Source organism: Pseudonocardia ailaonensis (assembly GCF_039531635.1).
GTDB lineage: Bacteria > Actinomycetota > Actinomycetes > Mycobacteriales > Pseudonocardiaceae > Pseudonocardia > Pseudonocardia ailaonensis.
On the sequence record NZ_BAAAQK010000018.1, the window covers coordinates 276052 to 300610 of the forward strand.

Consider the following 24559-nt stretch of genomic DNA (forward strand, 5'->3'; position numbering starts at 1 on the left):
GTGGCATGCGCGCGAGACTCGCGGCGGCCGTCACGGTCCTGGTCACCGCCCTGCTGCTCGCGGCCTGCGGCGGCGGGACGGGCACGGGTGGCGGCAACGGACACGGCAGCGGCACCGGGACCGGTAACGGCGGCGGGGCGTCCGCGGCCGGCAGCGGGAGCGGGAGCGGAACCGGGAGCGGCGCTGGGAGTGGCAGCGCCTCCACCACCGGCTACGCGGTCACGATCCACATCGGCACGAGGACCGAGCGGTTCGACACGGCGAAGCTGGGGACGCTGCCGTCCGTCACGGTCGACACGCCCGCGTCCGACGGGGCCACCCAGCAGGCCGGCCCCACCCTCGCCTCCGTGCTGGGCGCCGCCGGCGTCACGACCTACACGAAGCTCCACGTCGTGGGCCCGAGCGAGTCGCTCGACCTCACCCCCGCCGACGTCACCCCGCAGCTCGTCCTCGCGCAGACCAAGCGCGGCACCGTGAAGCTGGCCGGGCCCGGCGTCGAGCCCTCGAAGTGGGTCCGGGACGTCACGGACGTCGAGGTGACGGGATGAGGGTCGCCGACGCCGACCTCCTGATCGCCATCGACGACACGGACGACCGCGTCTCGCGCGGCACCGGCTGGCTCGCGCAGCGCCTGATCGAGGAGCTCGCCGCGCAGGGCCTCGGCGAGTGCGGGGGCGCGACCCGTCACCAGTTGCTGCGCGACCCGCGGATCCCGTACACCTCGCACAACAGCAGCGCCTGCCTCGCGTGGTTCCGCGCCCCCGGCGTCACCGCGGCCGACGTCGCCGCGGTCGCCGGGCCGTTCCTCGCCGAACGGTCGGCGCCCGGCTCCGATCCCGGGCTCGCGGTGGCGGAGCGGCGGACGGTGCCCGAGCTCGTCGCCTTCGGACGGGCGGCCAAGACCGAGGTCCTCGAGATCGACGCGGCCCGGGAGCTCGCCCGCGCCCACGGCGTGCACCTGTCGGGACACGGCGGCACCGAGGGCGGGGTGCTCGGCGCGTTGGCCGCCGTGGGCCTGCACCTCTCCGGCTCGGACGGCTTCTTCCTCTGGATGCCGGGCCTGCGCGACCTCCCCGCCGCTCTCCCGCTGAGTGCCCTTCGGAAGGCGTTGCCGATCGACGAGGTGGACGGCGGCCCGGCCGATGGCGACGTGATCGACCTCGGCGACTGGGTCCGCCCGATCTGGCGCGACGGCCGGGCGGTGCTGCTGCTGGAGCAGACCGCGGAGGGCTGGCGGGTCGCCCCGCGCTACGTCGTCCACGCCCACTGAGGCGGCCGCGGAACGACCCCGGCCCCGTGCCGCGTGGGACCCAGCGGACCACACCCCCACGACGTCGCAGATGTGTGTTTCGGCCTCCCGAAAGTGCCGACTCGCGGGTTTTCGCGGGTCAGCTCGCCGCGGTGATGGTGGCGGAGCCGAGGACCACGTCCCCGGACGGGTCCGGGCGATAGAAGGCGACCGCCTGGCCGGGGGCGACGCCTTCGAGGGGCTCCGCCAGGGTCACCGTGACCCCGTCCTCCACCAGGACGATCTCGGCGGGGGCGGTGCCGCCGTGGGCGCGGACCTGGACCGTGGCGGCGAAGGGGCCGTCGGGGGCGCCGCTGCACCAGATCGGGCGGCGGGCGGAGATCGTGCGGACCGACAGCGCGGCCCGGGGCCCGACCGTGACCGTGCCGCTCACCGGTTCGATGCCGAGGACGTAGCGGGGGCGGCCGTCCGCGGCCGGGCGGTCCACCCCGATCCCCTTGCGCTGGCCGATCGTGAAGCCGTGCACGCCCTCGTGGCGGCCGAGCTCCTCGCCCGAGACGTCGACGATCGGGCCGGGCTGCGCTCCCAGGCGGGCGGTGAGGAATCCCCGGGTGTCGCCGTCGGGGATGAAGCAGATGTCGTGGGAGTCCGGCTTGGCCGCCACCCGCAGACCCAGCGCCGCCGCCTCGTCGCGGATCGAGGACTTGACCGTGTCGCCGACCGGGAACAGCGCGTGGGCCAGCTGGTCCGGGCGCAGCACCGAGAGCACGTAGGACTGGTCCTTGCCCGCGTCGACGGCCCGGCGGAGCACACCGCCCGCGAGCTGGGCGTAGTGCCCGGTGCACACGGCGTCGAAGCCCAGGGCGAGCGCCCGGTCCAGCACCGCGGCGAACTTGATCTTCTCGTTGCAGCGCAGGCAGGGATTCGGCGTCTGCCCCGCCGCGTAGCTCGCCACGAAGTCCGCCACCACGTCCTCGGCGAACTCCTCCGACAGGTCCCACACGTAGTACGGGATGCCCAGCACGTCCGCGACCCGGGCCGCGTCCGCCGCGTCCTCCCGCGAGCAGCAGCCCCGCGAGCCGGAACGCAGCGCGTCCCGGGTGCGGGAGAGCGCCAGGTGCACGCCGGTGACCTCGTGTCCGGCCGCGACGGCGCGGGCCGCGGCGACCGAGGAGTCGACCCCGCCCGAGAGCGCGGCGAGCACTCTCACAGAACCGCCGCCCGGCGGCGCCCGGAGCCGGCGCGCCGGGCCCGCTCGACGACCGCCCCGATCGCGCCCACCACCGCGTCGACGTCCGCCTCGGTCGTGGTGTGCCCCATGGAGAACCGCAGCGATCCCCGCGCGACCGCCTCCGACGCACCCATGGCCAGCAGCACGTGGCTGGGCTGGGAGACGCCGGACGTGCAGGCCGAGCCGGTGGAGCACTCGATGCCCTGGGCGTCGAGCAGCATGAGCAGGCTGTCGCCCTCGCAGCCGGGGAACGAGAGGTGCGCGTTGCCGGGCAGCCGGGACGGGCCGCCGGCGATCACGGTGTCCCCCGGGTCCCCGTTGAGCGTGGCGTCCGGGACGATCCCGCGCACCCGCGCCACCAGCTCGTCCCGCATCGTGGCGAGGACGGCGGCGCGTCGGGGCGCGTCGGCCACCGCCTTCTGCACCGCCGTGGCCAGCCCGACCACGGACGGGGTGTCCAGGGTGCCGGAGCGGACGTCCCGCTCCTGGCCGCCGCCGTGGAGCAGCGGCACCGCGGCGATCTCGCGGCCCAGCAGCAGCGCGCCCGCGCCGTACGGGCCGCCGAGCTTGTGCCCGGTCAGCGTGAGCGCGTCGGCCCCGCTGGCGGCGAAGTCGATCGGCAGGATCCCGACGGCCTGCACCGCGTCGGTGTGCAGCGGTACGTCGAACGAGTGGGCGATCGCGGCCAGCTCGGCGATCGGGTTGACCGTGCCGACCTCGTTGTTCGCCCACATCACCGAGACGAGCGCGGTGCGGCCGGGGGCCTGCTCCAGGGCCGACCGCAGGACCTCGGGCCGCACCCGGCCGACCTCGTCGACGGGCAGGAGCACCAGCTCGGCGCCCTCGTGCTCGACCAGCCACTCGGCGGACTCGAGCACGGCGTGGTGCTCGATCGCGCTGACCAGGACCCGGTTGCGGCGCGGATCCGCGGCCCGGCGGGCCCAGTAGATCCCCTTGACGGCGAGGTTGTCGCTCTCGGTGCCGCCGGTGGTGAACACCACCTCCGACGGCCGCGCGCCCACCGCCGCGGCGATGCCCTCGCGGGCCTCCTCGACCTCACGACGGGCGCGGCGGCCCGCCGAGTGCAGCGACGACGCGTTGCCCGTCCGGCCCATCGCCTCGGCCATGGCGGCGACGGCCTCGGCGAGCATCGGCGTGGTCGCGGCGTGGTCCAGGTACGTCACGGCCTCGGAGCCCGCTCTCCGGGGCCCCGTGGGCGCAGTCTCCTGGGCGTTCATCACCCCTCAGGGTAGACGCCGCGCCCGCGGATCATGCACGGCTCACCCCGTGACGGCCCGCTCGGCCGCCCGGGCCAGGCTGCGCCGATCACCCACCGGGGCGATCTCCGGCAGGACGGTCAGCGTGCAGTGCAGCGCGGGCAGCCGCAGCACCCGGGACAGCGCCTCCCACAGCGTCTCGGCGCCGACGAACGCGCCCGCCGTGGTGGGCCGCCCGTCCGGCAGCGTCAGCGTGATGCGGACGGGCCGGACCGGGGTCCCCGAGTCGAGCGCGGCCTGGAACACGGCCCGCCGGAAGGGCCCGGACGCCGACCCGCACCAGGTCGTCCCCTCGGGGAAGCAGCCCACTGTGGCGCCCTCGCGCAGCGCCCCCGCGGTCCGGTCGACGATCCCGGGCAGGCTGCGCAGCCCGGCCCGGTCGACGAAGAGGGCACCGGTCCGCCGGGCCAGCGCCCCGATCAGCGGCCAGCTCCCGACCTCGGCCTTCGCCAGCATCCGCACGGGCGCGACCGCACCGAGCGCGACGACGTCGATCCACGACAGGTGGTTGGCCACGACGAGCCCGCCGATCCGCCCCTCCCCGGCAACCCGCAGCCGGATCCCCGCGGCCCGCAGCACCGCCCGGTAGGGCAGCCGCCGCGCCCCGACCAGGAGCAACGGTGCCGCCACCAGCAGGGCCGTGACCAGCGCCGTCACCCGCAGCGAGACCCGCAGCCCGGTCCGCAGCGAGCCCGGCCCGGAGGCCGGCAGGCAGGCCGGACCACAGGGTGACGACGGCGCCCACGCCGGCCGCTCGGCGATCGGCGCCAGACCCGGGTGGGTCGGGTGATCGGGTGCGGACGGGTACGGGGGCGTCGGCCCGCCGGGCGCAACGCCGACCGTGCGGAAGGGGACCGAGCCGGCGCCCACCGCGGCACCGGCGGTGACTCCCGTGGACCCGCCCACCACGGCGGCGGACACGATCCCGGGGCTGTTCAGCGCCGAGCTCAGCACCGCACCCAGCTCCTGCTCGGGCGCCCGGGCCGAGAGCCCCGCCGCGGGCTCCGGGGCTGCCTGTTCGGCACGGCGGGCCGCATCGAGCGCGGGCACGGGGTCCGCGTTGCGCTCCCGCTCCGGCGCCGACAGCACCGATGGATCGCTCGCACGCTCGCTCACCGCCCCTCCCCGAGGAAGAACCGCAGGTACCGCTCGTCCATCCGGTCCAGGCCCAGCAGCACCAGGAAGTCGGCGCAGTCGAAGTCCGGATCGTGGGCCGGCGGCCCGCACACCCACGCCCCCAGCCGCAGGTAGCCCTTGAGCAGCGGCGGGACCGACGTCCGCCGGTACCCGGAGCCCACCGGCGCGGTCCACGGCCGGTGCGGGACGACCCGGCGGTCCACCGGGGAGAGGTGCCTCGCCTGCGCGGTCTCCCACACCCCCGCGGCCTGCGCCCCGCCGTCGGACAGGCCGACGCTCGCACAGCCCGTCAGCCATCGGTGGCCCGTGAGCAGCAGGTAGCGCGCGATCCCGGCCCACACCAGCCCCACGACGGCGCCGGCCCGGTGGTCGGGGTGGACGCACGAGCGCCCGGCCTCGACGAGGGAGTCCCGCAGCGGGGCGAGGGCGGTGAGGTCGAACTCGCCGTCGGAGTAGAGGCCCCCGGCGGCGCGGGCGCGGCGCGGCGGCAGCATCCGGTAGGTCCCGACGACCTCGCCCGTCTCGTCGTCGCGGACGATCAGGTGGTCGCAGAACTCGTCGAAGCGGTCGGCGTCGAGGCCCTCCCGCGGACTGTGCAGCGTCGCGCCGAGCTCCTCGGCGAACACGCGGTACCGGAGCCGCTGGGCGGCCTCGACGTCGTCGGAGTCGGTGGTCAGCAGCAGCGAGTAGCGCGCGGCGGCCGCCTCGGGCGTCGTGACGAGCACCTGTGAAGAGGTCACGGGCGTTTCGTAACGAATCCGTCCGAACGCCCCGGCCACCCGGCGCGACCGGAGTGTGAAACCGACGTGAACGGCCCCGCCCCCGAGTGCGGGGACGGGGCCGTGGGAGCCGAGAGAACTCAGCCCTTGCGCTTGGTGATCTCCTCCTGGAGCTGCGGCGCGACCTTGAACAGGTCACCCACCACGCCGAAGTCGGCGATCTCGAAGATCGGCGCCTCGGCGTCCTTGTTCACGGCGATGATCGTCTTCGACGTCTGCATGCCCGCCCGGTGCTGGATGGCGCCGGAGATGCCCAGGGCGATGTAGAGCTGCGGCGACACCGTCTTGCCGGTCTGCCCGACCTGGAACTGGTGCGGGTAGAAGCCCGAGTCGACCGCGGCGCGCGAGGCACCCACGGCCGCACCGAGCGAGTCCGCCAGGCCCTCGACCACGGTGAACTGGTCCGCCGAGCCGACCCCACGGCCACCGGACACGATCACCGACGCCTCGGTGAGCTCCGGCCGGTCGCCGCCCACGATCGGCTCGCGCGACTGCACCTGCGCCGAGCGGCCCGGGCCCTCGGGGACCGCGACGGTCTCCTCGGCGCCGGCCCCGTCGGCCTGCTCGACCTCGACCGCACCCGGGCGCACCGTGATCACCGGGTGCGCCGTGGCGGCCTCGGCCTTGGCGATGAACGCGCCACCGAACACGGAGTGCGTGGCCCCGACGACTCCACTCTCGGAACCCGCGGACACGTCCACCACGTCGGTCAGCAGACCCGAGCCGGTGCGGATCGCCACCCGGCCCGCGATCTCCTTGCCGTCGGCGGACACGCCGATCAGCACCGCCGCCGGGTCCGCGGACTCGATCAGCGACACCAGCACCTCGACCTGCGGGGTGAGGAAGTCCGCCACGTCGGTCTCGGCCACGTAGATCTTCGCGGCGCCGTGGGCCTTGAGGCCCTCCGACAGCTTCCCGGCGGTGCCCGCCGGCCCGACGACGACCGCGGACGGCTCACCCAGCGTGCGGGCCGCCGTCAGCAGCTCGAACGTGCTCTTCTTGATCTCCCCGTCGAGATGGTCGACGAGGACCAGGACCTCAGCCATGATTCTCTTCCTTGTCTCGGTGGGGTTCTCAGATGAGCTTCTGGCCGACCAGGAACGCGGCGATCTTGCTACCGCCGTCGCCCTCGTCCTCGACCTTCTCGCCACCGGACTTCGGCGGCTTCGGGTTCGCCTCGGAAACCTGGGTCCAGGCGTTGGCCAGGCCGACGTTCTCCGCGTCGATCCCCGCGTCCGCCAGCGACAGCGTGGTCACCGGCTTCTTCTTCGCGGCCATGATCCCCTTGAACGACGGGTACCGCGGCTCGTTGATCTTCTCGTTCACCGACACCACGGCGGGCAGCTCGGCCGACAGCACGGTCACGCCGTCGTCGGTCTCGCGGCGGACGGTCACGGTCGAGCCCTCGACGGTCAGCTCGCGGCCGTGGGTCAGCGCCGGCAGCCCGAGCAGCTCGGCGATCATCGCCGGCACCGCGCCGGTGCGCCCGTCCGAGGCCTCGTTGCCGGCCAGGATCAGGTCGACGTCCTCCAGGGTGCCGATCACCGTGGCCAGCGCGATCGTGGTCCCGATCGCGTCCGTGCCGTGCAGCGCCTCGTCCGACAGGTGCACGGCCTTGTCCGCACCCATCGACAGCGCCTTGCGGATCGCGTCCGTCGTCCGGTCCGGGCCCATCGCGACCACGGTCACCTCGGAGCCCTCGTTGGCCTCCTTGAGCTGCAGCGCGGACTCCACCGCACGCTCGTCGATCTCGTCCAGAACCGCGTCCGTGGCGTCCCGGTCCAGGGTGTGGTCCCCCGAGGACAGTTTCCGCTCGGAGTAGGTGTCCGGCACCTGCTTGACCAGCACGACGATGTTCATCGGACCTCTTCGACCTCCTGCCGATGGCACATCACCCCGCACCACACGGGACGACGGCACCACGTGATTCCTCGCCTGACTGCCTGCGAACCTAGCGCCGATCGCGACGCTGCGCGTCGGCAGCGGCGGCGCGGTCTGACTCGGCAACCGATTGTTACCGCGTGGTATCGGTGCGGCAAACCCACAGGGGGGTGAGACTGCTCACCGAGGTCTCTCACCAGCGACGTTGCCCCGGACGGTCGTTCACCCCGCGTCACCGCGCGGCGACCGGCGCTAGGGTCGCCCCCGCAGGGCGCGACGGCCGTCCGGCGGACGGGGGCACGCGCGTGCGGGTGACGGGTTTCGACGACCGGACGGGCCAGGGGTACGTGGTGCGCACCGGTGGCGACCTCGCGGGCGGGGACCCGGCGGACGCGGCGGGCACCCGCACGGTGACCCACCAGGGCGTCTCGGTCTCGCTCACCGACGGCCTCGCGCTGCTGCTCGACGACTCCCTGGCCAACCGCCCCGTCACGCTGCTCTCGTGGTCGGGTCCGGAGGTCCCGCTGACCCTCGACGACCACACGCTGCTCGCCTGGCTGACCAACGTCGTGGGCGGGATCGTGGCGGTCAGCGGGGACCCCGGCCCGGACCCGCGCCTGTGAGCGGCGCCCGCCGCCTGTCGCCGGGATGATCGGCGACCGCTGGGGCGTCACCGACGCCGAGACCCGGCTGCACTTCCCGTGCGACGACGTCGTGCCGCGGCCGGTCCTCCAGGCCTGGCGCGGCGTCACCGTCCACGCGCCACCGGAGCGGGTGTGGCCGTGGATCGCGCAGATCCGGCTGGCGCCCTACTCCTACGACTGGATCGACAACCTCGGGCGGCGCTCGCCGCAGGAGCTCCGGGGCCTGCCCGAGCCGACGCCCGGCGAGCCGTTCAGCCGCTCCGGCGGCCGTCCCCTCGGCCGCATCCTCTCCGTCACGCCGGGCACCCAGCTCACGGCCCGGATCATGGGCGCCGCGATGTCCTACCTGCTCGCACCGGAGGGCGCGCGGACCCGGCTGCTGCTGAAGGTCGTCACCGGCGGCGGCCGCCTGCTCGCCCCGTTCGTCTCGGTCGGCGACCTGGTGATGGCCCGGCGGCAGCTGCTGAAACTGAAGGCCCTGGCCGAGTCCTCGTGAACGGTGCCCTGCCCGGCAGGAGGGCAGCGCGGTGCCGGGCTCAGGCCGGGGCGCCGGCCGCCAGCGGCACGATCACGCGGACCTTCCCCTGCTCCGCGGCGTAGGCCAGCGTGTACCAGGTTCCGCCACCGCCGGACTCGGACCCACGCGGGAAGCCGATCACGAGGTCGCTGCGATCGACGATCCACCGGTCCCGCGCGTGGTAGGCGGCCTTGCCGAGCAGCGTCGCGCCCAGCTCGACGACGGCGAGCCGCCCCTGGTCGCGCAGCGTCTCGATGACCTCCACGGACCCGGCGGGCTGGTCGAGGATCCGGCAGGGCACGACCACGGTCAGCGCGGCCTCGGTGTTCTTCGCGAGCCACTGCAGCGCAGCGGTGTCCACGCCGGACGCCCCACCGACGAGGAACTGCGCCGTGGGGTCCGCGAACGGGCGCAGATAGGTCTCGAACGCCCCCGCCAGCTCGTCGTCGGGCGCATCGCCGATGCTCCGGGTGCCCGTGACAGCCACACGTCGTTCCACTCGGGCACACTCCTCGGCGAGTCCTGGGTACTGCTGGGCCGCGTCCGAACCTACGTGACCGCGGCAGCAACCACGGCGGGAGAACCCGCGAGCGGTAGGGTTCCCCCACGATGACGGACGTCTCAGCAGCTCAGGCCCCTGGTCTGCCGATCACGGGCGAGCGGACGGTCCCCGGCGTCGCCGTGGAGAACTACTGGTTCCGGCGCCACGAGGCCGTGTACGCGGCGATCGCGGGGCGGTGTGCCGGCGGCGTCGTGCTGGAGGCGGGCTGCGGCGAGGGCTACGGCGCCGACCTCCTCGCGGAGGCGGGCGCCCAGGTGCTCGCCCTCGACTACGACGTGGCGACGGCGGCGCACGTGCGGCGCCGCTACCCGCGGCTCGGGATCGCGCGGGCCAACCTGGTCGCGCTGCCGGTGTCGTCTGGCGCGATCGACGCCGTGGTGTCGCTGCAGGTGATCGAGCACCTCTGGGAGCAGGAGCGGTTCCTGCGCGAGTGCCGCCGGGTGCTCGCCCCGGGCGGCACGCTGCTCGTCTCCACCCCGAACCGGCTCACCTTCTCCCCCGGCCGCGACACCCCGCTCAATCCCTTCCACACCCGCGAGCTGTCCCCTGTGGAGCTCGCGGACCTGGTGTCCGCCGGCGGGTTCACCGACGTCAAGGTGCTCGGCCTGCACCACGGCCCCCGGCTGCGGGAGCTGGACGCGAGGCACGGCGGGCTCGTCGACGCGCAGGTCGCGGTGGCCCTGAACGGCGGCGACTGGCCGCCCGAGCTGCTCGCGGACGTCGCCTCCGTGACCGTGGACGACTTCGTGCTCGGCGCCGACGACCTCGACGCGAGCCTCGACCTGCTGGTGATCGCGCAGAGGCCGGCGGAGCCGGGGAGCGCATGAGGGGCACCTTCTGCCTGGTCCTGCACTCCCACCTGCCCTGGCTCGCGCACCACGGGCGCTGGCCGGTCGGCGAGGAGTGGCTCTACCAGGCGTGGGCCCAGTCCTACCTGCCGCTGTCCGCCATGCTGCGCCGCCTCGCCGCCGAGGGCCGCCGCGACCTGCTCACCCTCGGCGTCACCCCGGTGCTGGCCGCCCAGCTCGACGACCCGCACTGTCTGCGCGGCGCCCACGACTGGCTCGCGGGCTGGCAGCTGCGCGCGCACTCCACCGCGGGCCGGCTCGCGGTCGCCGCCGACGAGCACCGGCGCTCCGCCGCGGCCCTGCGGGAGTTCGAGGAGCACTGGCGCCACGGCGCCTCCCCGGTCCTGCGCACGCTCCCCGTCGAGCTGCTGGGCGGGCCCGCGACGCACCCGTTCGGCCCGCTGCTCGACCCCCGCGTCCGCCGCTTCGCGCTCGCCGAGGGGCTCACGGATGCCGTGTGGCGCACCGGTTCCCGACCCGGCGGCATCTGGGCGCCCGAGTGCGGCTACGCCCCCGGGATGGAGGCCGAGTACGCCGCCGCGGGCGTGCACCACTTCCTCGTCGACGGCCCCTCCCTGCACGGCGAGACCGCGTTCGCGCGCCCCGTCGGCGACGTGCTGTGCGTCGGGCGGGACCTCGAGGTCACCTACCGGGTCTGGTCGCCGCGCAAGGGCTATCCCGGCCACCGCGACTACCGGGACTTCCACACCTACGACCACGACTCCGGGCTCAAGCCCGCCCGCGTGACCGGGCACCAGGTCCCGCCGCACGAGAAGGCCCCGTACGACCCGGCACGCGCCGCGGCACAGGTGGAACGGGACGCGGCGGACTTCGTGGCCACCGTCGGGGCCAGGCTCGACGCGCTGCGCGAGCGGCACGGGCGCCCCGCGCTGACCGTCGCCGCCTTCGACACCGAGCTGTTCGGGCACTGGTGGCACGAGGGCCCGGCGTGGCTGGAGGCGGTGCTGCGGGCGCTGCCGGCGACCGGGGTGCGGGTGACGACGCTGGCCGGCGCCCTGGCGGACGAGTCCCTGATCGGCGAGCCCGTCGACCTCCCCGCCGGCTCGTGGGGATCGGGGAAGGACTGGCGGGTCTGGGCGGGGTCCGCCGTGACCGATCTCGTGGAGCTGAACGCGCGGGTCCAGGAGACGCTCCTCGCCGCCGTCGACAAACAGGGGGGCGGGTTCCGCGACCGGATCCTCGACGCCCTGGCCACCCAGGCCCTGCTCGCCCTGTCCAGCGACTGGGCCTTCATGGTCACGACCGGGTCCACCGTGGAGTACGCCCGCGAGCGCGCCCACCGGCACGCCGGGCGCGTGGAGGAGCTGGCCGGGCTGCTGGCGGCCGGGCGGCGCCCGGCGGCGGAGCACCTGGTGGCGGGCTGGGAGCCGGCGCCCTTCGGTCAGCTCGACGCGCGGGTGCTCAGCCGGACGCCCGAGCTCAGCCCGAGGCCCTGTTGACCGTGGTCGAGTCCGAGTCCCCGACCGCCTGCGCCTCCAGCGTGCCGAAGTCCGGGCTCAGGTAGGTCGAGTACGAGGTGTCGAAGTCGTAGCCGCCCTGCTCGTAGCCGCCCGTCACCCCCACGATCTGCAGCCCGGAGGCCGAGTCGCGCAGCCACGGGCCGCCGCTCGTCCCGTTCTCGAGGCCGGGGGCCGGGAGCTCGAGCTGGGTCGGCGAGTAGAGCTTCGTGACGCCGGACCGCGTGGTGGGGGCGTTGATCCGGATCGGGTAGCCGATCGCCTGCACCTGGTCGCCGGTGCCGGGATCGAGCGCCACGCCGAAGCCGCCGGTGACGTCCTGGATCGCGGGCGCGCCGTTGTCCGGGACGACGGTCAGGAAGGCCACGTCGAAGTCGGGATCGGCGTTGTCGAGGAAGTGCTGGTCGACGTAGGCGCTCTGCACCGTCCACACGCCGTAGGGCACCGTGCCGTCGTGGTAGCCGGGCACGAAGGACTGCCCGGTGTGCGCCGGGGTCCCGTCCCCGTCGGCCACGCAGTGCGCCGCCGTCATCACGACGTCGCCCGCCGGGCTGTCGATCACCGAACCGCTGCAGAAGTGGTCCCCGAGATCGTCGGCGTCGCCGCCGAAGATGGCGCCGACCGCGCTCTGCGGGGTCGCGGCCGGGCGCACGATGCTCGTCGCCGTGGGCGCCGGGGTGTCGGGCGTCTGGGGCAGGGTCGACACCGCGGCGGCCGAGGGCGTGCCGCAGGCGGCCACGAGGGCCAGGGTCGAGAGGAATGCGCCGGCGGCGGCGAGCACCCCGAGCCGGGTTCCGCGCATCGCTCCTCCGATCGTTCCGGCACGCAATACCCAGGGTATCCGGGCTCCGCGAGGCACGCTCGCTACCCCGGGTAACACCACACCGGAGGTTTTGCCAGGATCTTCCCGATGCGCGTGCTGCTGGTGTCCTGGGAGTACCCGCCGGTCGTGGTCGGCGGGCTGGGCCGGCACGTGCACGCGCTGGCCCGCGAGCTGCACGCCGCGGGGCACGACGTGGTGGTCCTCACCCGGCAGCCGGCGGGCACGGACGCGAGCACCCACCCGACCGTCGACCAGATCGTGCACGGGGTGCGGGTAGTCCGCGCGGCCGAGGACCCGGCACACCTGGAGTTCGCCCGCGACCTCGTGGCCTGGACACTCGCGATGGGCCACACGCTGGTCCGGGCCGCCCTCACCCGGCTCGGCGGCTGGCGCCCCGACGTCGTCCACGCCCACGACTGGCTCGTCGCCCACCCCGCGATCACCCTCGCGGACGCCTTCGAGGTCCCGCTCGTCGCCACGGTCCACGCCACCGAGGCCGGCCGGCACGCGGGCTGGCTCTCCGCGCCGCTCAACCGCCAGGTGCACTCGGTCGAGTGGACGCTCGCCGCCCGCGCCGACGCCGTCGTCACCTGCTCGCAGGCGATGCGCGCCGAGGCGGCCCAGCTGTTCGACCTCGATCCGGATGCCGTCCACGTCGTGCACAACGGCATCGACGCCCGGGGGTGGCGGGTCCGGCGCGATCGTGCGACGAACGTGCGGGCCCGGTACGCGCCCGGTGACGCACCGCTGCTGCTCTTCCTCGGGCGGCTGGAGTACGAGAAGGGCGTGCAGGACCTGCTCGCGGCCCTGCCCCGGATCCGCCGCCGGCATCCCGGCACCCGGCTGCTGGTCGCCGGCACCGGCACCCAGGCGGAGTTCCTGCGCGCCGAGGCCGTCCGGCTGCGGGTGAGCCGCTCGGCGACCTTCACCGGGCACCTCCCGGACCGCGACCTCGCCGCCCTGCTCGTCGCCGCGGACGCCGTGGTCCTCCCGAGCCGCTACGAACCGTTCGGGATCGTGGCGCTCGAGGCCGCGGCCGCGGGAGCCACGATCGTCGCCTCCACGGCGGGCGGCCTCGGCGAGCTCGTGGTGGAACACGAGACGGGCTGGTCGTTCACCCCGGGCGACGTGGTGGGTCTGGCCGGGGCGGTCGACCGGGCCCTTCTCGACCCGCACGAGTCCGCCCTCCGCGCCCGCGAGGCCCGCGCCCGCCTGCGGTCCGACTTCGCGTGGCCGGCCCTGGCCCGACGGGTGTCCGAGATCTACGCGAGCACCCGGTTCGGCGGTCCCCGCGACCTGCCGCGCCCCAAGATCCCGACCGGCAACGTCCTCAGCGGTCCGTGAGTGGCAATAGTCGCCATGGCGACCATTGCCACTCACGACCGTTCGAGCCGCCTCCGCACCGCCGCCTGCTGCTTGCGGGCCATGTCCGCCACGGCCTCGCGCTCCGCGGCGGCGGCCCCGTAGTCGTCGAGCCGGTTGCGGACCACCCGGGCCGGCGCGCCCACCGCGATCGAGAACTCCGGCACGTCCCCCCGCACGACCGCGTGGGCGCCGATCACCGAGCCGCGCCCGATCCGCGTCCCGCGCAGCACCGAGGACTTCACGCCCAGCCAGGTGTCCGGCCCGATCCGCACCGGCGCCTTGACGATCCCCTGGTCCTTGATCGGCGTGTGGACGTCGTCGATGCGGTGGTCGAAGTCCGTGACGTACACCCAGTCCGCGACGAGCGTGGCCGCGCCGATCTCGACGTCGAGGTAGCAGTTGACGGTGTTGTTGCGCCCCATGACGACCTTGTCCCCGATCCGCATGGAGCCCTCGTGGCAGCGGATCGAGTTGCCGTCACCGAGGTGCACCCAGCGGCCGATCTCGAGGCGCCCGTAGCCGGGCCGCACGACGATCTCCACGCGCCGGCCGAGGAACACCATGCCGCGCAGCACGACGTGCGGGTTCGCGATCCGGAAGCGCAGCAGCCGCCAGTAGCGGAGCAGGTACCAGGGCGTCCAGGCCCGGTGGCGGACGATCCAGCGCAGCGAGGCCAGGGTGAGGAAACGGGCCTGCCCGGGATCCCTGCTGCGCACCCCGCGACCCTAGCGAGCACCGGCACCTCCCCGCCCCACGCCCGCCCCCACCGGCCCCATGATCGCGTGGGGCGGCAGGGGACGGTCGTGATCACTTCCGGCGGCACCAGGCGGCCGTCGAGTGCCGATCACCGGTTTGCCCGACGGCGGACGGGGCAGCCCGGCCCATGACCTCCTCCAGAACCGGCGACGCCCCCGGCGACGAGGGCTCCGACTCCGCCCTGACCGGCGCGGGTGGCGGCACCGCCCGCGACCGCGGCCACCAGGGCGAACCCCGCCCGGAGCACCTCCCCCACGACTCCGGCGCCACCGACGAGGCCGCCCGGGAGCTCGACGAGGAGAACGAGAGCGAACCCACCCGCAGCGAGTAACCACCCGCGAGTCGGCACTATCGGGAGGCCGAAACACACATCTGCGACGTCGTGAGCGTGGAGTTCACCCTCCCGAATGTGCCGACTCGCGGACGGGGGTGGGCGGCGGGAGGCACTGCGGGGGCGGGCGGCGGCGCTACTGTCCGGGGCGTGCCGACCCCCCTGATCATCGACACGGACCCGGGTGTCGACGACGCCGTCGCGATCCTGCTGGCCCTGCGCAGCCCCGAGGTGGATGTGCGGGCGGTGACCGTCGCCTTCGGCAACGTCGGGATCGAGCACACCCTGCCGAACGCGCGGAAGCTCGTCGCGCTGGCCGGCCGTCACGACGTCCCGGTCGCCGCGGGAGCCGCCCGGCCCCTCGTCCACCCCCGGGCCGAGCAGGCCGGGGACGTCCATGGCGCGGACGGCCTGGGAGGGCGTGCGGCGGAGCTCACCGCGCTCGCCCCGCTCGATCCCCGGCCCGCCGTCGAGGTGATGGCCGCGGTGTTGCGCGAGGCATCCGAGCCCGTGACGGTCGCGTCCATCGGTCCGGCGACCAACAGCGCCGTCCTGCTCGCCGCGCATCCCGAGCTGGCCGGGCGGATCGGCCGCTTCGTGGTGATGGGCGGCGCGCTGAGCGGCGGCAACATCACCGGTGCCGCCGAGTTCAACGTGCACTGCGATCCCGAGGCGATGCAGCGCCTGCTCACCCAGGCCGACGTCCCGGTGACGATGGTGCCCCTCGACCTCACCCTGCGCTGCGCCGCCGGTGGCGAGTGGGTGGAACGGCTGGCGGCGGGCGGCCCGGTCGGCGCGACCCTCGCCGGGATCATCGCGTCCTACCGGGCCGTCTACTCGAAGTACTTCGGCCGGGACGCCGTGGCCGTCCACGACGCCGTCGCCCTGCTGGAGGCGATCCACCCCGGAGTCCTGCGGACCACACCCCTGCCGATCCAGGTCGCCTGCGACCTCGGCCCGGCACGCGGCGCCACCGTCCCGAACCGGCGCGCGGACGCCGCGGGCCCACCCGTCCACGTCGCCCTCGACGCCGACATCCCGGCGGTCCTCGACGACATCGCCACCCGCCTCACCGACTGATCTCCCACGAGCCGGCGGGGCCGACCACGGATCAGGGCCGGCAGCCCGACACACCTCCACGACGGCACCCCCGCCGCCGCCCCCAGCCGACAGCGACAGCCCTCGTGAGTGGCGATAGTCGCCATGGCGACTATCGCCACTCACGGGGCGGCGGGGTGAGCGTTGCTCCGCACGGGCGACGACGGGCACGGACGGTGCCCGATCCGGCACACGTCGTGATCCGAAACGGTGATTCGCCGCGCGCCGCCCTCGCGCCCGGGGCCCGGCTCCGGAAATGATCGACTTCTCGCGGGGGGAGGGGGAACGCCGTGGATCTGGTCGTGCTGGCCGTCGGGCAGGTGCCGGAGCTGCCGGTCGGCCTGACCGTGCGCGCCGTCGCCGCGCCGTCCGAGGCGGTCGCCCTGGCCCGCACCGTGATGCCGGACGTCGTCCTCGTCGACCTGGGCGGTGGGACCGCCGCGGCCGCCGCGGTCGGGGCCCTGGCCGCCGAGCTGCCGGCCCTGCCCGTCGTCACCATCGCCGACGGGCCCGACCAGGTGCTCGACGTCGTCCGGGCCGGGGCCACCGGCTACGTGCTGCGGACCGATCCCGCCCTGCCGGAGATCGTGCGGGCCGCGGCGGCGGGCGGCACGGCGTTCGGCGACGGGCTCGCCGCGCACGTCCTCGACGCCACCGCGCTCGCCGACGACAGCGAGCTCCCGCGGCTCACCGGCCGCGAGACGGAGGTGCTCAAGCTGGTCGTCGAAGGGCTCACGGCCCGGCAGATCGCGACCCGGCTGACCCTCTCCCCACGGACCGTGGAGAACCACATCCAGAACATCCTGCGGAAGTTCTCCGTGCCCGGCCGCGCGGCGCTGGTGCGCTACGCGATCGAGCACGGTCTCGCCTGAGCCGTCGGGAGAGTCCTAGTCGTCCGCCAACCCCTGCTCGATCGCGTACCGGACGAGCTGGGAGCGGTTGTGCAGCTGCAGCTTCCGCAGCGTGTTCTGCACGTGGCTCTCCACGGTCCGGTGCGACACCGCCAGCCGCTCCCCGATCTGCTTCGCGGTCAGCCCCTTCGCGACGAACCGCAGCACCTCGGTCTCCCGGTCCGTGAGTGCCGGGACCGCCGGCCCGTCGCCCGCGATCCGCCGGTACTCCCCCAGCACCAGCCCGGCGAGCCCCGGGGTGAACACCGGGACCCCCTCGGCGGTGCGCTGCACGGCGTCCACCAGCTCGTCGACGCTCGCGGACTTGACCAGGTAGCCGGTCGCCCCGGCCTTGAGCGCCTCCAGCACGTCCGCGTGCTCGCCGGAGGCCGACAGCACCAGCACCCGCGTCTGCGGCAGCGTCGCGACGATCCCGGTGATCGCGTCCACCCCGGACGTCTCGCCGAGGTTGAGGTCCATGAGCACGACGTCCGGCCGCACGGCGGGCGCGATACGCACCGCGGCACCGGCGTCCGGGGCGGTGGCCACCACCTCCAGGCCGCGTTCGCCCAGGTCACGGGCCACGCCCTCGCGCCAGATGGGGTGGTCGTCGACCACCATGACCGTCACGCCCACAGCTCCCCCTCGACGGTCACGCCGGGATCCGGATCGTCCACTCGGTGCCCCGCCCGGGCCCGGTGTCGAGCTCGAGGCTCCCCCCGAGGTCGGCGACCCGCCCCCGCATCGACCGCGCGACGCCGATCCGGCCCTGCTCGGCGGCCTCCGCGAGCCGGCCCGCGGGGATGCCGGGGCCGTCGTCGCGCACGCAGACCTCCACGGCGTCTCCCAGTTCCTCGACGAGCACCCAGGCCGGCGCGCCCGCGCCGACGTGCCGCTCGACGTTGGCCAGCGCCGCCCGCACCACCCCGTCCAGCTCCGTGACGACGGCGGCGGACAGCTCCACCGGATGCGCCGGCGCCGACACGGTGACGGACGCCGAGGCGAGCGCCCGCAGCGTGGCCGCGAGATCGCGCCGACCGTCCCGCTCGTCGGTGCGCCCGCGCGTCAGCAAGGTCCGCAGGGCGAGCTCCTGCTCACCGGCGAGGGTGCCGAGCTCGGCCGCGCCGCCGCCCAGCTCCGCGGCCCGGCGCTTGACGTGCGAGAGGACCTGCAGGGTGCCGTCGTGCACCGCGCGGGCGAGGCGCTCGCGTTCCGCCGTCGCCGCCTCCTCCGCCGCGGCCAGGCGCACCCGCTCGGCGGCCCGCCGCAGCACGACCGACGCGTACCCGACCGTCAGCCCGGCGAGGGCCAGGATCTGGATGTCGCTGAGCTCGACCAGCGTGGCCCGCGACTTCGCGACGACGAGCACCCCCGAGATCACCGCGGCGGCGACGACCCCGCCGGGGATCCGGTAGGCGACGGCGCAGGCCAGCACCGCGCCGGAGGTCCAGATCGAGCCCATCCCGGGCGTCGACGCGTCGAGCTGCGCGTCGGTGACGATCAGCGGCGTGGTCAGCATGATCGCCGCGCAGAGCACGAGGTCCGCGATCGCGAGCGCGTCGCGGTGGGAGCTCAGGTACCCGCGCGCGAGCACGCCGGTCCAGATCGTCATGACGCCGAGGACCAGCCCCGCGCCCAGGGGCGAGGCGTACGAACCCATGTGGAACGCGGCCACGGCGATCACGAGCACCAGGGTCAGCACCCGGTACACCACGACCCCGCGCCACAACGGCTCCAACGGGCGGTCCACGTCGATCAGTGTGGCGGGTTGCGGCGCACGACGGAACACGAGCCCACCCTGCCCCGCGCCCCCGCGCGCGAGATCCGCAGAACTACCGACCCCGTGGGTGTCTCTGCCCCTGCGGAGGAGCCGACGTCCTCCCTACCCCCACTGACCTGCGGTTCCGGTGATCAGGGCGTTGTAGAACCAGGCCCGCGGGACGACCCGGCTCAGCACCGCGTCGAGGGCCGAGAGCCGCTGCCACGAGTGGTAGGCGAACATCGCCCAGTTCCAGCCCAGCTTCCCCGGCGGCACGGCGGCCTCGAAGGTCCGCACCGGCCAGCCCAGCATCGCGGCCGTGAGCTCCTCGGTGACCGCGCGAACCTGCTGCGCCCCGGCCCGCGTCGCCATCGCCTCGAGGTCCGCGGGATCGAAGGTGTGGATGTCCACCACCGACTCCAGCGCCGCCACGCGGCTCGACTCGTCGAGCTCCGCCTGCGGCCGTCGCCAGCCCTGCAGCGGCGGCAGCTTCGTGACGGTCGTGGCGGCCTTCCAGGTGAGCCGGGAGAGCGTGCGCGCGTAGGCGTCCCCGACCGTGGTGGGCTCGCCCGCGAACACGAACCGGCCCCCCGGCTTCAGCACGCGCAGCACCTCGCGGAACGCCTGCTCGACGTCCGGGATGTGGTGCAGCACCGCATGTCCGACGACGAGATCGAACGTGTCGTCGTCGTACGGGAGGATCTCGGCGTCGGCCACCGTCCCGTCGACCGGCAGGCCGAGGTGCTCCGCGTTGCGCAGCGCCGCAGCCACCATGCCGGGCGACAGGTCGGTGACGGACCCGGTGGTCGCCACCCCGGCCTGCATCAGGTTGAGCAGGAAGAACCCGGTGCCCGAGCCGAGCTCCAGGGCGTGACCGTAGGGGCGGCCGTCCCAGCCGGTGGCGAGGCGGAAGCGGCCCGCGGCGTAGTCGATGCAGCGCTCGTCGTAGCTGATGGACCACTTGTCGTCGTAGCTCTGCGCCTCCCAGTCGTGGTAGAGCACGTTGGCCAGCTTGGGGTCCTTCCACGCCGCCTCGACCTGCTCCGCGGTGGGGCGGGCAGTGGGATTCTGCGGAGCCGTACTCATGGGTAGGGACCCTAACGCCGCTTCGGCACCGGCACCCGCATCAGGTCCGCCGCCACGTGCAGCTCCCCGTCGAACACCTCCCGCGCCTCCTTCTCGAAGGCGAGGGGGTCGGTGTAGCGCTGCGAGAAGTGCGTCAGGACCAGGCAGCGGACCCCGCACCGGGCTGCCACCGAGGCCGCCTCCCGCGCGGTCAGGTGCCCGTAGGTGTGGGCGAGCGAGGCGTCCTCGTGCAGGAACGTCGACTCGATGACGAGCATGTCGGCGCCCTCGGCGAGCGCGAACACCGCGTCACAGAGCCGGGTGTCCATCACGAAGGCGAACACCTGGCCGGGCCGCGGCGCGGAGACGTCGCCCAGCGAGATCCCGTCGAGCGAGCCCCGGGCCTGCAGCTCCCGGATACGGGCCCCGGTGATCCCGTGCCGCGCGAGCTCCCGCGGCAGTATCCGACGCCCGGGTGGCTCGGTCAGCCGGTACCCGAAGGACTCGACGGAGTGCTCCAGGCGCCGCACCTCCAGCCCCGGCGCGACCGGCCCGTCGGCGGAGTGCGGGTGCTCCGGGATGTCGGCGTGGTCCTGGAAGGCGGAGGCGTGCCGGAGCCGGCGGAACCACTCGTGCCCGGACGCCGGGAAGTGCGCGTGGACGGGATGCGACACCCGGTCCAGCGAGATCCGCTGGACGACGCCGGGGACCCCGAGGCAGTGGTCCCCGTGCAGGTGGGTGAGGCAGATCCGGGTGATCGCGCTCGCGGGGATCCCCGCGAACACCATCTGCCTCTGGGTCCCCTCGCCCGGGTCGAACAGGTAGCCGCCGGAGACGGAGCCTGCGGAGTCGACCATCGACCCGGAGGCGGAGCCCGCGGAGCCGACCGTCGATTCCGAGACGGGGCCTGCGGAGTCGACCGTCGACCCGGAGCCGGAGCCTGCGGGGTCGGCCGCCGATGCCGAGTCCCAGCGCAGGAAGTAGCCGTTCTGGTTGCGGGTCCGGGTGGGCGCCTGCGAGGCCGTGCCCAGGACCACCAGCTCCCGCACGCGCGCTCCCTACCACGGGTCGTGAGTGGCAATGGTCGCTCTGGCGACCATTGCCACTCACGGACGGTTCAGCGGCCGGTGAACTCGGCCTTGCCCGGGCCGTTCTCGACGAAGGACGTCATGCCGATCGCGGCGTCGTCGCTGGCGAAGATGCCCGCGAACAGCTCGGACTCGATGTCCAGGCCGGTGCGCAGGTCCGTGTCCAGGCCGCCGTCGATCGCCTTCTTGGCGGCCGCGTAGGCCAGGGCCGGGCCCGCGGTGAACTGGGAGACGTACTCGACCGACCGGGCGTAGACGTCGTCGGCCGCCACCACCTCGTCGACCAGCCCGATCTCCAGGGCCTCCTGCGCGGTGACCATCCGGCCGGTGTAGATGAGGTCCTTGGCCCGCGAGGGCCCGACCAGCCGGGCGAGGCGCTGGGTGCCGCCGCCGCCGGGGAAGATGCCGAGCAGGATCTCGGGGAAGCCGAGCTTGGCGTTGTCCCCGGCGATCCGGCGGTCCGCGCCGAGCGCGACCTCGAGGCCGCCGCCGAGGGCGTAGCCCGTGACGGCTGCGACGGTCGGCTTCGGGATGATCGAGAGCGCCCCCAGCCCGGCGGACAGCTTGCGCGCGACGGGTGCCATGTCGGAGTACGACATCGTCGCCATCTCCTTGACGTCCGCGCCCGCGGCGAGCACCTTCGCACCGCCGTAGACGATCACCGCGCGCACGTCGGCGCGGGCCGACGCCTCCTCGGCGAGCTGCAGCAGCTCGGCCTGGACCTGGCGGTTCAGCGCGTTCATGGGGGGCCGGTCCAGCCGGATGGTGCCCACGCCGTTCTCGACCTCGAGCCTCACGAATTCCGTCACGTCCGGACCCTAACCCGGGGCGGCCCTCAGCGGAGCCAGGCGCTGTACCGCTTCCGCCGCTTCTGCACCGCCAGCGGCAGCCCGAAGGTCTCGGTGAGGTTCTCGTCGGTCAGCACGTCGTCCAGCAGCCCGGCGGCGACCACCCGGCCCTCGCGCAGCAGCAGGCCGTGCGAGTACCCCGGCGGGATCTCCTCGACGTGGTGCGTGACCAGCACCGATGCGGGCGCGTCGGCGTCGAGGGCCAGGGCCGACAGCCGGGACACCAGGTCCTCCCGACCACCGAGGTCGAGGCCGGCGGCCGGCTCGTCGAGCAGCAGCAGCTCCGGGTCCGTCATCAGGGCGCGGGCGATCAGCACCCGCTTGCGCTCCCCCTCCGACAGGGTCCGGTACTCGCGGTCCGCGAAGCCGGACATGCCCAGCTGCTCGAGCAGCGCGGCGGCCCGGCCGGTGTCCATCGCGTCGTAGCGCTCCCGCCAGCGGCCGAGCACCCCGTACCCGGCACTCACCACGACGTCGGAGACGAGCTCGTCGCCGGGGATCCGGATCCCGAGGTTCGCCGAGGTCAGGCCGATGCGCGGGCGCAGGTCGAACAGCGCGACCCGGCCGATGCGCTCCCCGAGCACGTGCACCGCGCCCGACGTCGGGTGCATCTCGGCGGCGGCCAGCCGCAGCAGCGTCGTCTTGCCGGCGCCGTTCGGGCCGAGGACCACCCAGCGCTCGTCGAGCTCGACCCGCCAGTCGACGGCGTCGAGCAGCACGGTCTTCCCGCGGCGCACGGTGACGTCGTCCATGCGGATCACAAGATCAGTGAGATCGGGCGCGGCGGTCGGTCCGGGAGTGCTCACCCCCTTATCCTGGCCGATCGTGCCGGTCTTCCCGTTGGGTGCCCATGTCGACGCCGAGGGGGCGCGGTTCGCCGTCGCCTCCACCAGCGCCGATGCCGTCGAGGTCTGTCTGGTGGACGGGGGCGCCGGACATCTGACCGAGCGACGCTTCGCGCTCACCGAGCAGACCTTCGGGGTGTGGCACGGACACGTGCCCGGGGTGCTGCCGGGGCAGCGCTACGGCTACCGCGTGCACGGCCCCTACCAACCCTGGGACGGGCACCGCAGCAACCCGAACAAGATCCTCGTGGACCCGTACGCCCGCCGGATCACCGGCCGCGTCACCGACCTGGCGGCGGCGCGCGGCTGGCGGGACGACCCGATGACCGGCCCGGCGAGCCCGCTCGACTCGCTCGGCCACGTCCCCCTCTCCGTGGTCGACGACCCGGACGGCGGCCCGCTCCCCCCGCGCCCGGACGTCCCGTGGTCGGAGACCGTGGTCGCCGAGCTGCACGTGCGCGGCTACACGAAGCTCCATCCCGAGGTGCCCGTCGAGCAGCGCGGCACGTATCTCGGGATGGCGCACCCCGCCGTCGTCGAGCACCTGTCGCGGATCGGGGTGACCGCGGTCGAGCTGCTCCCGGTGTGCGCCAGCGCCTCCGAGCCGTCGCTGGTCGAGCGGGGCGCGAGCAACTACTGGGGCTACTCCACGCTCGGCTTCATGGCGCCGCACGGCGGCTACGCGAGCATGCCCGGCGAGGAGACGGCCGAGTTCCGCACGATGGTCGACGCGCTGCACGCCGCCGGCATCGAGGTGATCCTCGACTTCGTCCCCAACCACACCTGCGAGGGCGGCGTCGGCGGCATGACGCTCTCCTACCGCGGCCTGGACGCGCGCAGCTACTACTCGTTGGGCGGCAACGGTTTCGACGCCGACATCACCGGCTGCGGCAACACCCTCGACGCGGGCTCCCCCACGGTCATCCGGCTGATCTGCGACGCCATGCGGCACTGGGTGACCCGCTACGGCGTGGACGGCTTCCGCATCGACCTCGCCTCCGTGCTCGGCCGGCCGCACTCCGGCCCGTTCGACCCGAACTCCGCGCTGCTCACCGCGATCGCCGTGGATCCGGTGCTCTCGACGTGCAAGCTGATCGCCGAGCCCTGGGACGCCACCGGCGAGGGCTACCGGGTCGGCGGCTTCGCCGTGGCCTGGTCGGAGTGGAACGGCCGCTACCGCGACGCCGTGCGGGACTTCTTCCGCGGCCACGGCCACATCGCCGAGCTGGCCTCCCGGGTCACCGGCAGCTCGGACCTGTACGCGCTGTCCGGGCGCAGGCCGTGGGCGTCGGTGAACTTCGTGACCGCGCACGACGGCTTCACCCTGCGCGACCTGGTGACCTACGAGCGCAAGCACAACGAGGCCAACGGCGAGCAGAACCGCGACGGCACGGACGACAACCGCTCGCAGAACTTCGGCGTCGAGGGCGAGAGCCGCTCACCGGTCGTCCGGGCGCGGCGCCGGGCCACCGCCCGCGCCATGCTCGCGACCCTGATGCTGTCGATCGGCACGCCCATGATCGTCGGCGGCGACGAGCGCTGGCGCACCCAGGGCGGCAACAACAACGCCTACTGCCTCGACGACGAGACCACCTGGGTCGACTGGTCCCCCGACGCGCTCGACCCCGGCGCCGCGGAGGCGATGACGGCCTTCACCGCCCGCGTCGCCGCGATCCGCCGCTCCTCCCCGGACCTGCACCGGGACGTGTTCCTCCGGGAGGAGGACGTGCGCTGGTGGAACCCCGCCGGCCGCTCCATGGCCACCGGCGACTGGTTCGACGGCAACGCCCGCACCCTGGGCCTGCTCACCGGCCACTGGCTGTTCCTGCTCAACGGCGACGGCGACGCCCAGCCCTGCAAGCTCCCCGGCAACTCGGTCCTGGTCCCGATCCTCGACACCACCCGGGAGGACGGCGTCCCGGTGACCTCCCGCCGCCTCCGCGGCGGCAGCACCATCACCCTCCCCCCGCACTCCCTCACCCTCTTCCAACGCCTGTGAGCACTCGCGCCCCCGGGAGGCCCGTCTGACCTGCGGTTCCACCGTCCGCACGCGGGGAGCGGTGCGCGAGCACGGTTCCCCGCGCACCG

General features: G+C 74.4%; 26 protein-coding genes. 11 read left to right on the forward strand and 15 right to left on the reverse strand.

The annotated features are described in order from the left end of the window. Window positions 1-5: 5 nt before the first annotated feature. Window positions 6-548, forward strand: coding sequence for a hypothetical protein (locus ABD324_RS23555; protein WP_344421006.1), 543 nt, complete (start codon window positions 6-8; stop codon window positions 546-548). Continuing rightward, window positions 545-1270 carry a hypothetical protein gene (locus ABD324_RS23560; protein WP_344421007.1) on the forward strand — a complete coding sequence of 242 codons (726 nt, stop codon included), beginning with the start codon at window positions 545-547 and terminating at the stop codon, window positions 1268-1270. The genes ABD324_RS23555 and ABD324_RS23560 overlap by 4 nt, the downstream gene beginning before the upstream one ends. Before the next feature lie 118 nt (window positions 1271-1388). Here ABD324_RS23560 and mnmA read toward each other — a convergent pair whose 3' ends face one another. From mnmA to ABD324_RS23590, 6 genes are all read right to left on the reverse strand, one after another. Then, window positions 1389-2459 (reverse strand): tRNA 2-thiouridine(34) synthase MnmA, encoded by a 1071-nt coding sequence (mnmA, locus tag ABD324_RS23565; RefSeq protein WP_344421009.1) that lies wholly within the window; start codon window positions 2457-2459, stop codon window positions 1389-1391. Beyond that, window positions 2456-3718 carry a cysteine desulfurase family protein gene (locus tag ABD324_RS23570; RefSeq protein WP_425565886.1) on the reverse strand — a complete coding sequence of 421 codons (1263 nt, stop codon included), beginning with the start codon at window positions 3716-3718 and terminating at the stop codon, window positions 2456-2458. The genes mnmA and ABD324_RS23570 overlap by 4 nt, the downstream gene beginning before the upstream one ends. Before the next feature lie 42 nt (window positions 3719-3760). Then, entirely contained in the window at window positions 3761-4873 is a 1113-nt protein-coding gene (locus tag ABD324_RS23575) for a lysophospholipid acyltransferase family protein (RefSeq protein ID WP_344421012.1), read from the reverse strand. After that, entirely contained in the window at window positions 4870-5634 is a 765-nt protein-coding gene (locus tag ABD324_RS23580; RefSeq protein WP_344421014.1) for a GNAT family N-acetyltransferase, read from the reverse strand. The genes ABD324_RS23575 and ABD324_RS23580 overlap by 4 nt, the downstream gene beginning before the upstream one ends. Window positions 5635-5753: 119 nt before the next feature. Continuing rightward, the gene (locus tag ABD324_RS23585) at window positions 5754-6719 is read right to left on the reverse strand and encodes an electron transfer flavoprotein subunit alpha/FixB family protein (RefSeq protein ID WP_344421016.1); all 966 of its coding nucleotides are present in this window, start codon (window positions 6717-6719) and stop codon (window positions 5754-5756) included. 28 nt (window positions 6720-6747) lie between these two features. Next, the gene (locus tag ABD324_RS23590) at window positions 6748-7533 is read right to left on the reverse strand and encodes an electron transfer flavoprotein subunit beta/FixA family protein (RefSeq protein ID WP_344421020.1); all 786 of its coding nucleotides are present in this window, start codon (window positions 7531-7533) and stop codon (window positions 6748-6750) included. A 332-nt stretch (window positions 7534-7865) separates the two neighbouring features. Between ABD324_RS23590 and ABD324_RS23595 the strand changes: the two genes are divergently transcribed. Both ABD324_RS23595 and ABD324_RS23600 read left to right on the forward strand, forming a co-directional pair. Next, window positions 7866-8177, forward strand: a complete 312-nt coding sequence (locus ABD324_RS23595) for a hypothetical protein (RefSeq protein ID WP_344421023.1) — start codon at window positions 7866-7868, stop codon at window positions 8175-8177. Between the two features lie 25 nt (window positions 8178-8202). After that, a complete protein-coding gene (locus ABD324_RS23600; protein ID WP_344421026.1) occupies window positions 8203-8694 on the forward strand; it encodes an SRPBCC family protein in 492 nt (163 codons plus the stop codon). 40 nt (window positions 8695-8734) lie between these two features. Here ABD324_RS23600 and ABD324_RS23605 read toward each other — a convergent pair whose 3' ends face one another. Then, complete coding sequence (locus ABD324_RS23605; RefSeq protein WP_344421029.1) at window positions 8735-9214, reverse strand: hypothetical protein; 480 nt, start codon at window positions 9212-9214, stop codon at window positions 8735-8737. 110 nt (window positions 9215-9324) lie between these two features. Here ABD324_RS23605 and ABD324_RS23610 point away from each other — a divergent pair, with 110 nt between their 5' ends. Beyond that, window positions 9325-10104 carry a class I SAM-dependent methyltransferase gene (locus ABD324_RS23610; RefSeq protein WP_344421032.1) on the forward strand — a complete coding sequence of 260 codons (780 nt, stop codon included), beginning with the start codon at window positions 9325-9327 and terminating at the stop codon, window positions 10102-10104. Continuing rightward, window positions 10101-11585 carry a 1,4-alpha-glucan branching protein domain-containing protein gene (locus ABD324_RS23615; protein WP_344421035.1) on the forward strand — a complete coding sequence of 495 codons (1485 nt, stop codon included), beginning with the start codon at window positions 10101-10103 and terminating at the stop codon, window positions 11583-11585. Before ABD324_RS23610 ends, ABD324_RS23615 begins: the two co-directional genes overlap by 4 nt. Here ABD324_RS23615 and ABD324_RS23620 read toward each other — a convergent pair. Then, the gene (locus ABD324_RS23620) at window positions 11566-12405 is read right to left on the reverse strand and encodes a trypsin-like serine peptidase (RefSeq protein ID WP_344421038.1); all 840 of its coding nucleotides are present in this window, start codon (window positions 12403-12405) and stop codon (window positions 11566-11568) included. The genes ABD324_RS23615 and ABD324_RS23620 overlap by 20 nt on opposite strands. A 108-nt stretch (window positions 12406-12513) precedes the next feature. Here ABD324_RS23620 and ABD324_RS23625 point away from each other — a divergent pair, with 108 nt between their 5' ends. Further along, on the forward strand, window positions 12514-13770 hold the full coding sequence (locus ABD324_RS23625; protein WP_344421042.1) for a glycosyltransferase family 4 protein: 1257 nt from the start codon (window positions 12514-12516) through the stop codon (window positions 13768-13770). 32 nt (window positions 13771-13802) lie between these two features. Here the strand turns inward: ABD324_RS23625 and ABD324_RS23630 are convergent, their stop codons facing one another. Beyond that, window positions 13803-14507: an acyltransferase gene (locus ABD324_RS23630; RefSeq protein ID WP_344421045.1), complete on the reverse strand. Its 705-nt coding sequence runs from the start codon at window positions 14505-14507 to the stop codon at window positions 13803-13805. 167 nt (window positions 14508-14674) lie between these two features. Between ABD324_RS23630 and ABD324_RS23635 the strand changes: the two genes are divergently transcribed. The 3 genes from ABD324_RS23635 to ABD324_RS23645 all read left to right on the forward strand — a co-directional run bounded on the left by ABD324_RS23635 (window position 14675) and on the right by ABD324_RS23645 (window position 16848). Beyond that, window positions 14675-14878 carry a hypothetical protein gene (locus tag ABD324_RS23635; RefSeq protein ID WP_344421047.1) on the forward strand — a complete coding sequence of 68 codons (204 nt, stop codon included), beginning with the start codon at window positions 14675-14677 and terminating at the stop codon, window positions 14876-14878. A gap of 150 nt (window positions 14879-15028) precedes the next feature. After that, window positions 15029-15958: a nucleoside hydrolase gene (locus tag ABD324_RS23640; RefSeq protein WP_344421050.1), complete on the forward strand. Its 930-nt coding sequence runs from the start codon at window positions 15029-15031 to the stop codon at window positions 15956-15958. Window positions 15959-16266: 308 nt separating this feature from the next. Next, a complete protein-coding gene (locus ABD324_RS23645) occupies window positions 16267-16848 on the forward strand; it encodes a LuxR C-terminal-related transcriptional regulator (protein ID WP_344421055.1) in 582 nt (193 codons plus the stop codon). Between the two features lie 15 nt (window positions 16849-16863). On the opposite strand, the gene ABD324_RS23650 is transcribed toward ABD324_RS23645, so the two are convergent. The 6 genes from ABD324_RS23650 to ABD324_RS23675 all read right to left on the reverse strand — a co-directional run bounded on the left by ABD324_RS23650 (window position 16864) and on the right by ABD324_RS23675 (window position 22378). Further along, window positions 16864-17487, reverse strand: coding sequence for a response regulator (locus ABD324_RS23650; RefSeq protein ID WP_344421827.1), 624 nt, complete (start codon window positions 17485-17487; stop codon window positions 16864-16866). A gap of 31 nt (window positions 17488-17518) precedes the next feature. Continuing rightward, a complete protein-coding gene (gene macS, locus ABD324_RS23655; protein WP_344421058.1) occupies window positions 17519-18616 on the reverse strand; it encodes a MacS family sensor histidine kinase in 1098 nt (365 codons plus the stop codon). A 132-nt stretch (window positions 18617-18748) separates the two neighbouring features. Further along, window positions 18749-19711 carry a methyltransferase domain-containing protein gene (locus ABD324_RS23660; protein WP_344421061.1) on the reverse strand — a complete coding sequence of 321 codons (963 nt, stop codon included), beginning with the start codon at window positions 19709-19711 and terminating at the stop codon, window positions 18749-18751. Between the two features lie 11 nt (window positions 19712-19722). Beyond that, window positions 19723-20739 carry a ribonuclease Z gene (locus ABD324_RS23665; RefSeq protein ID WP_344421064.1) on the reverse strand — a complete coding sequence of 339 codons (1017 nt, stop codon included), beginning with the start codon at window positions 20737-20739 and terminating at the stop codon, window positions 19723-19725. A gap of 68 nt (window positions 20740-20807) precedes the next feature. Continuing rightward, a complete protein-coding gene (locus ABD324_RS23670; protein ID WP_344421067.1) occupies window positions 20808-21587 on the reverse strand; it encodes an enoyl-CoA hydratase/isomerase family protein in 780 nt (259 codons plus the stop codon). A 26-nt stretch (window positions 21588-21613) separates the two neighbouring features. Continuing rightward, window positions 21614-22378, reverse strand: a complete 765-nt coding sequence (locus ABD324_RS23675; RefSeq protein WP_344421830.1) for an ABC transporter ATP-binding protein — start codon at window positions 22376-22378, stop codon at window positions 21614-21616. Between the two features lie 73 nt (window positions 22379-22451). Between ABD324_RS23675 and glgX the strand changes: the two genes are divergently transcribed. Beyond that, window positions 22452-24470 (forward strand): glycogen debranching protein GlgX, encoded by a 2019-nt coding sequence (glgX, locus tag ABD324_RS23680; RefSeq protein WP_344421070.1) that lies wholly within the window; start codon window positions 22452-22454, stop codon window positions 24468-24470. Window positions 24471-24559 lie beyond the last annotated feature (89 nt).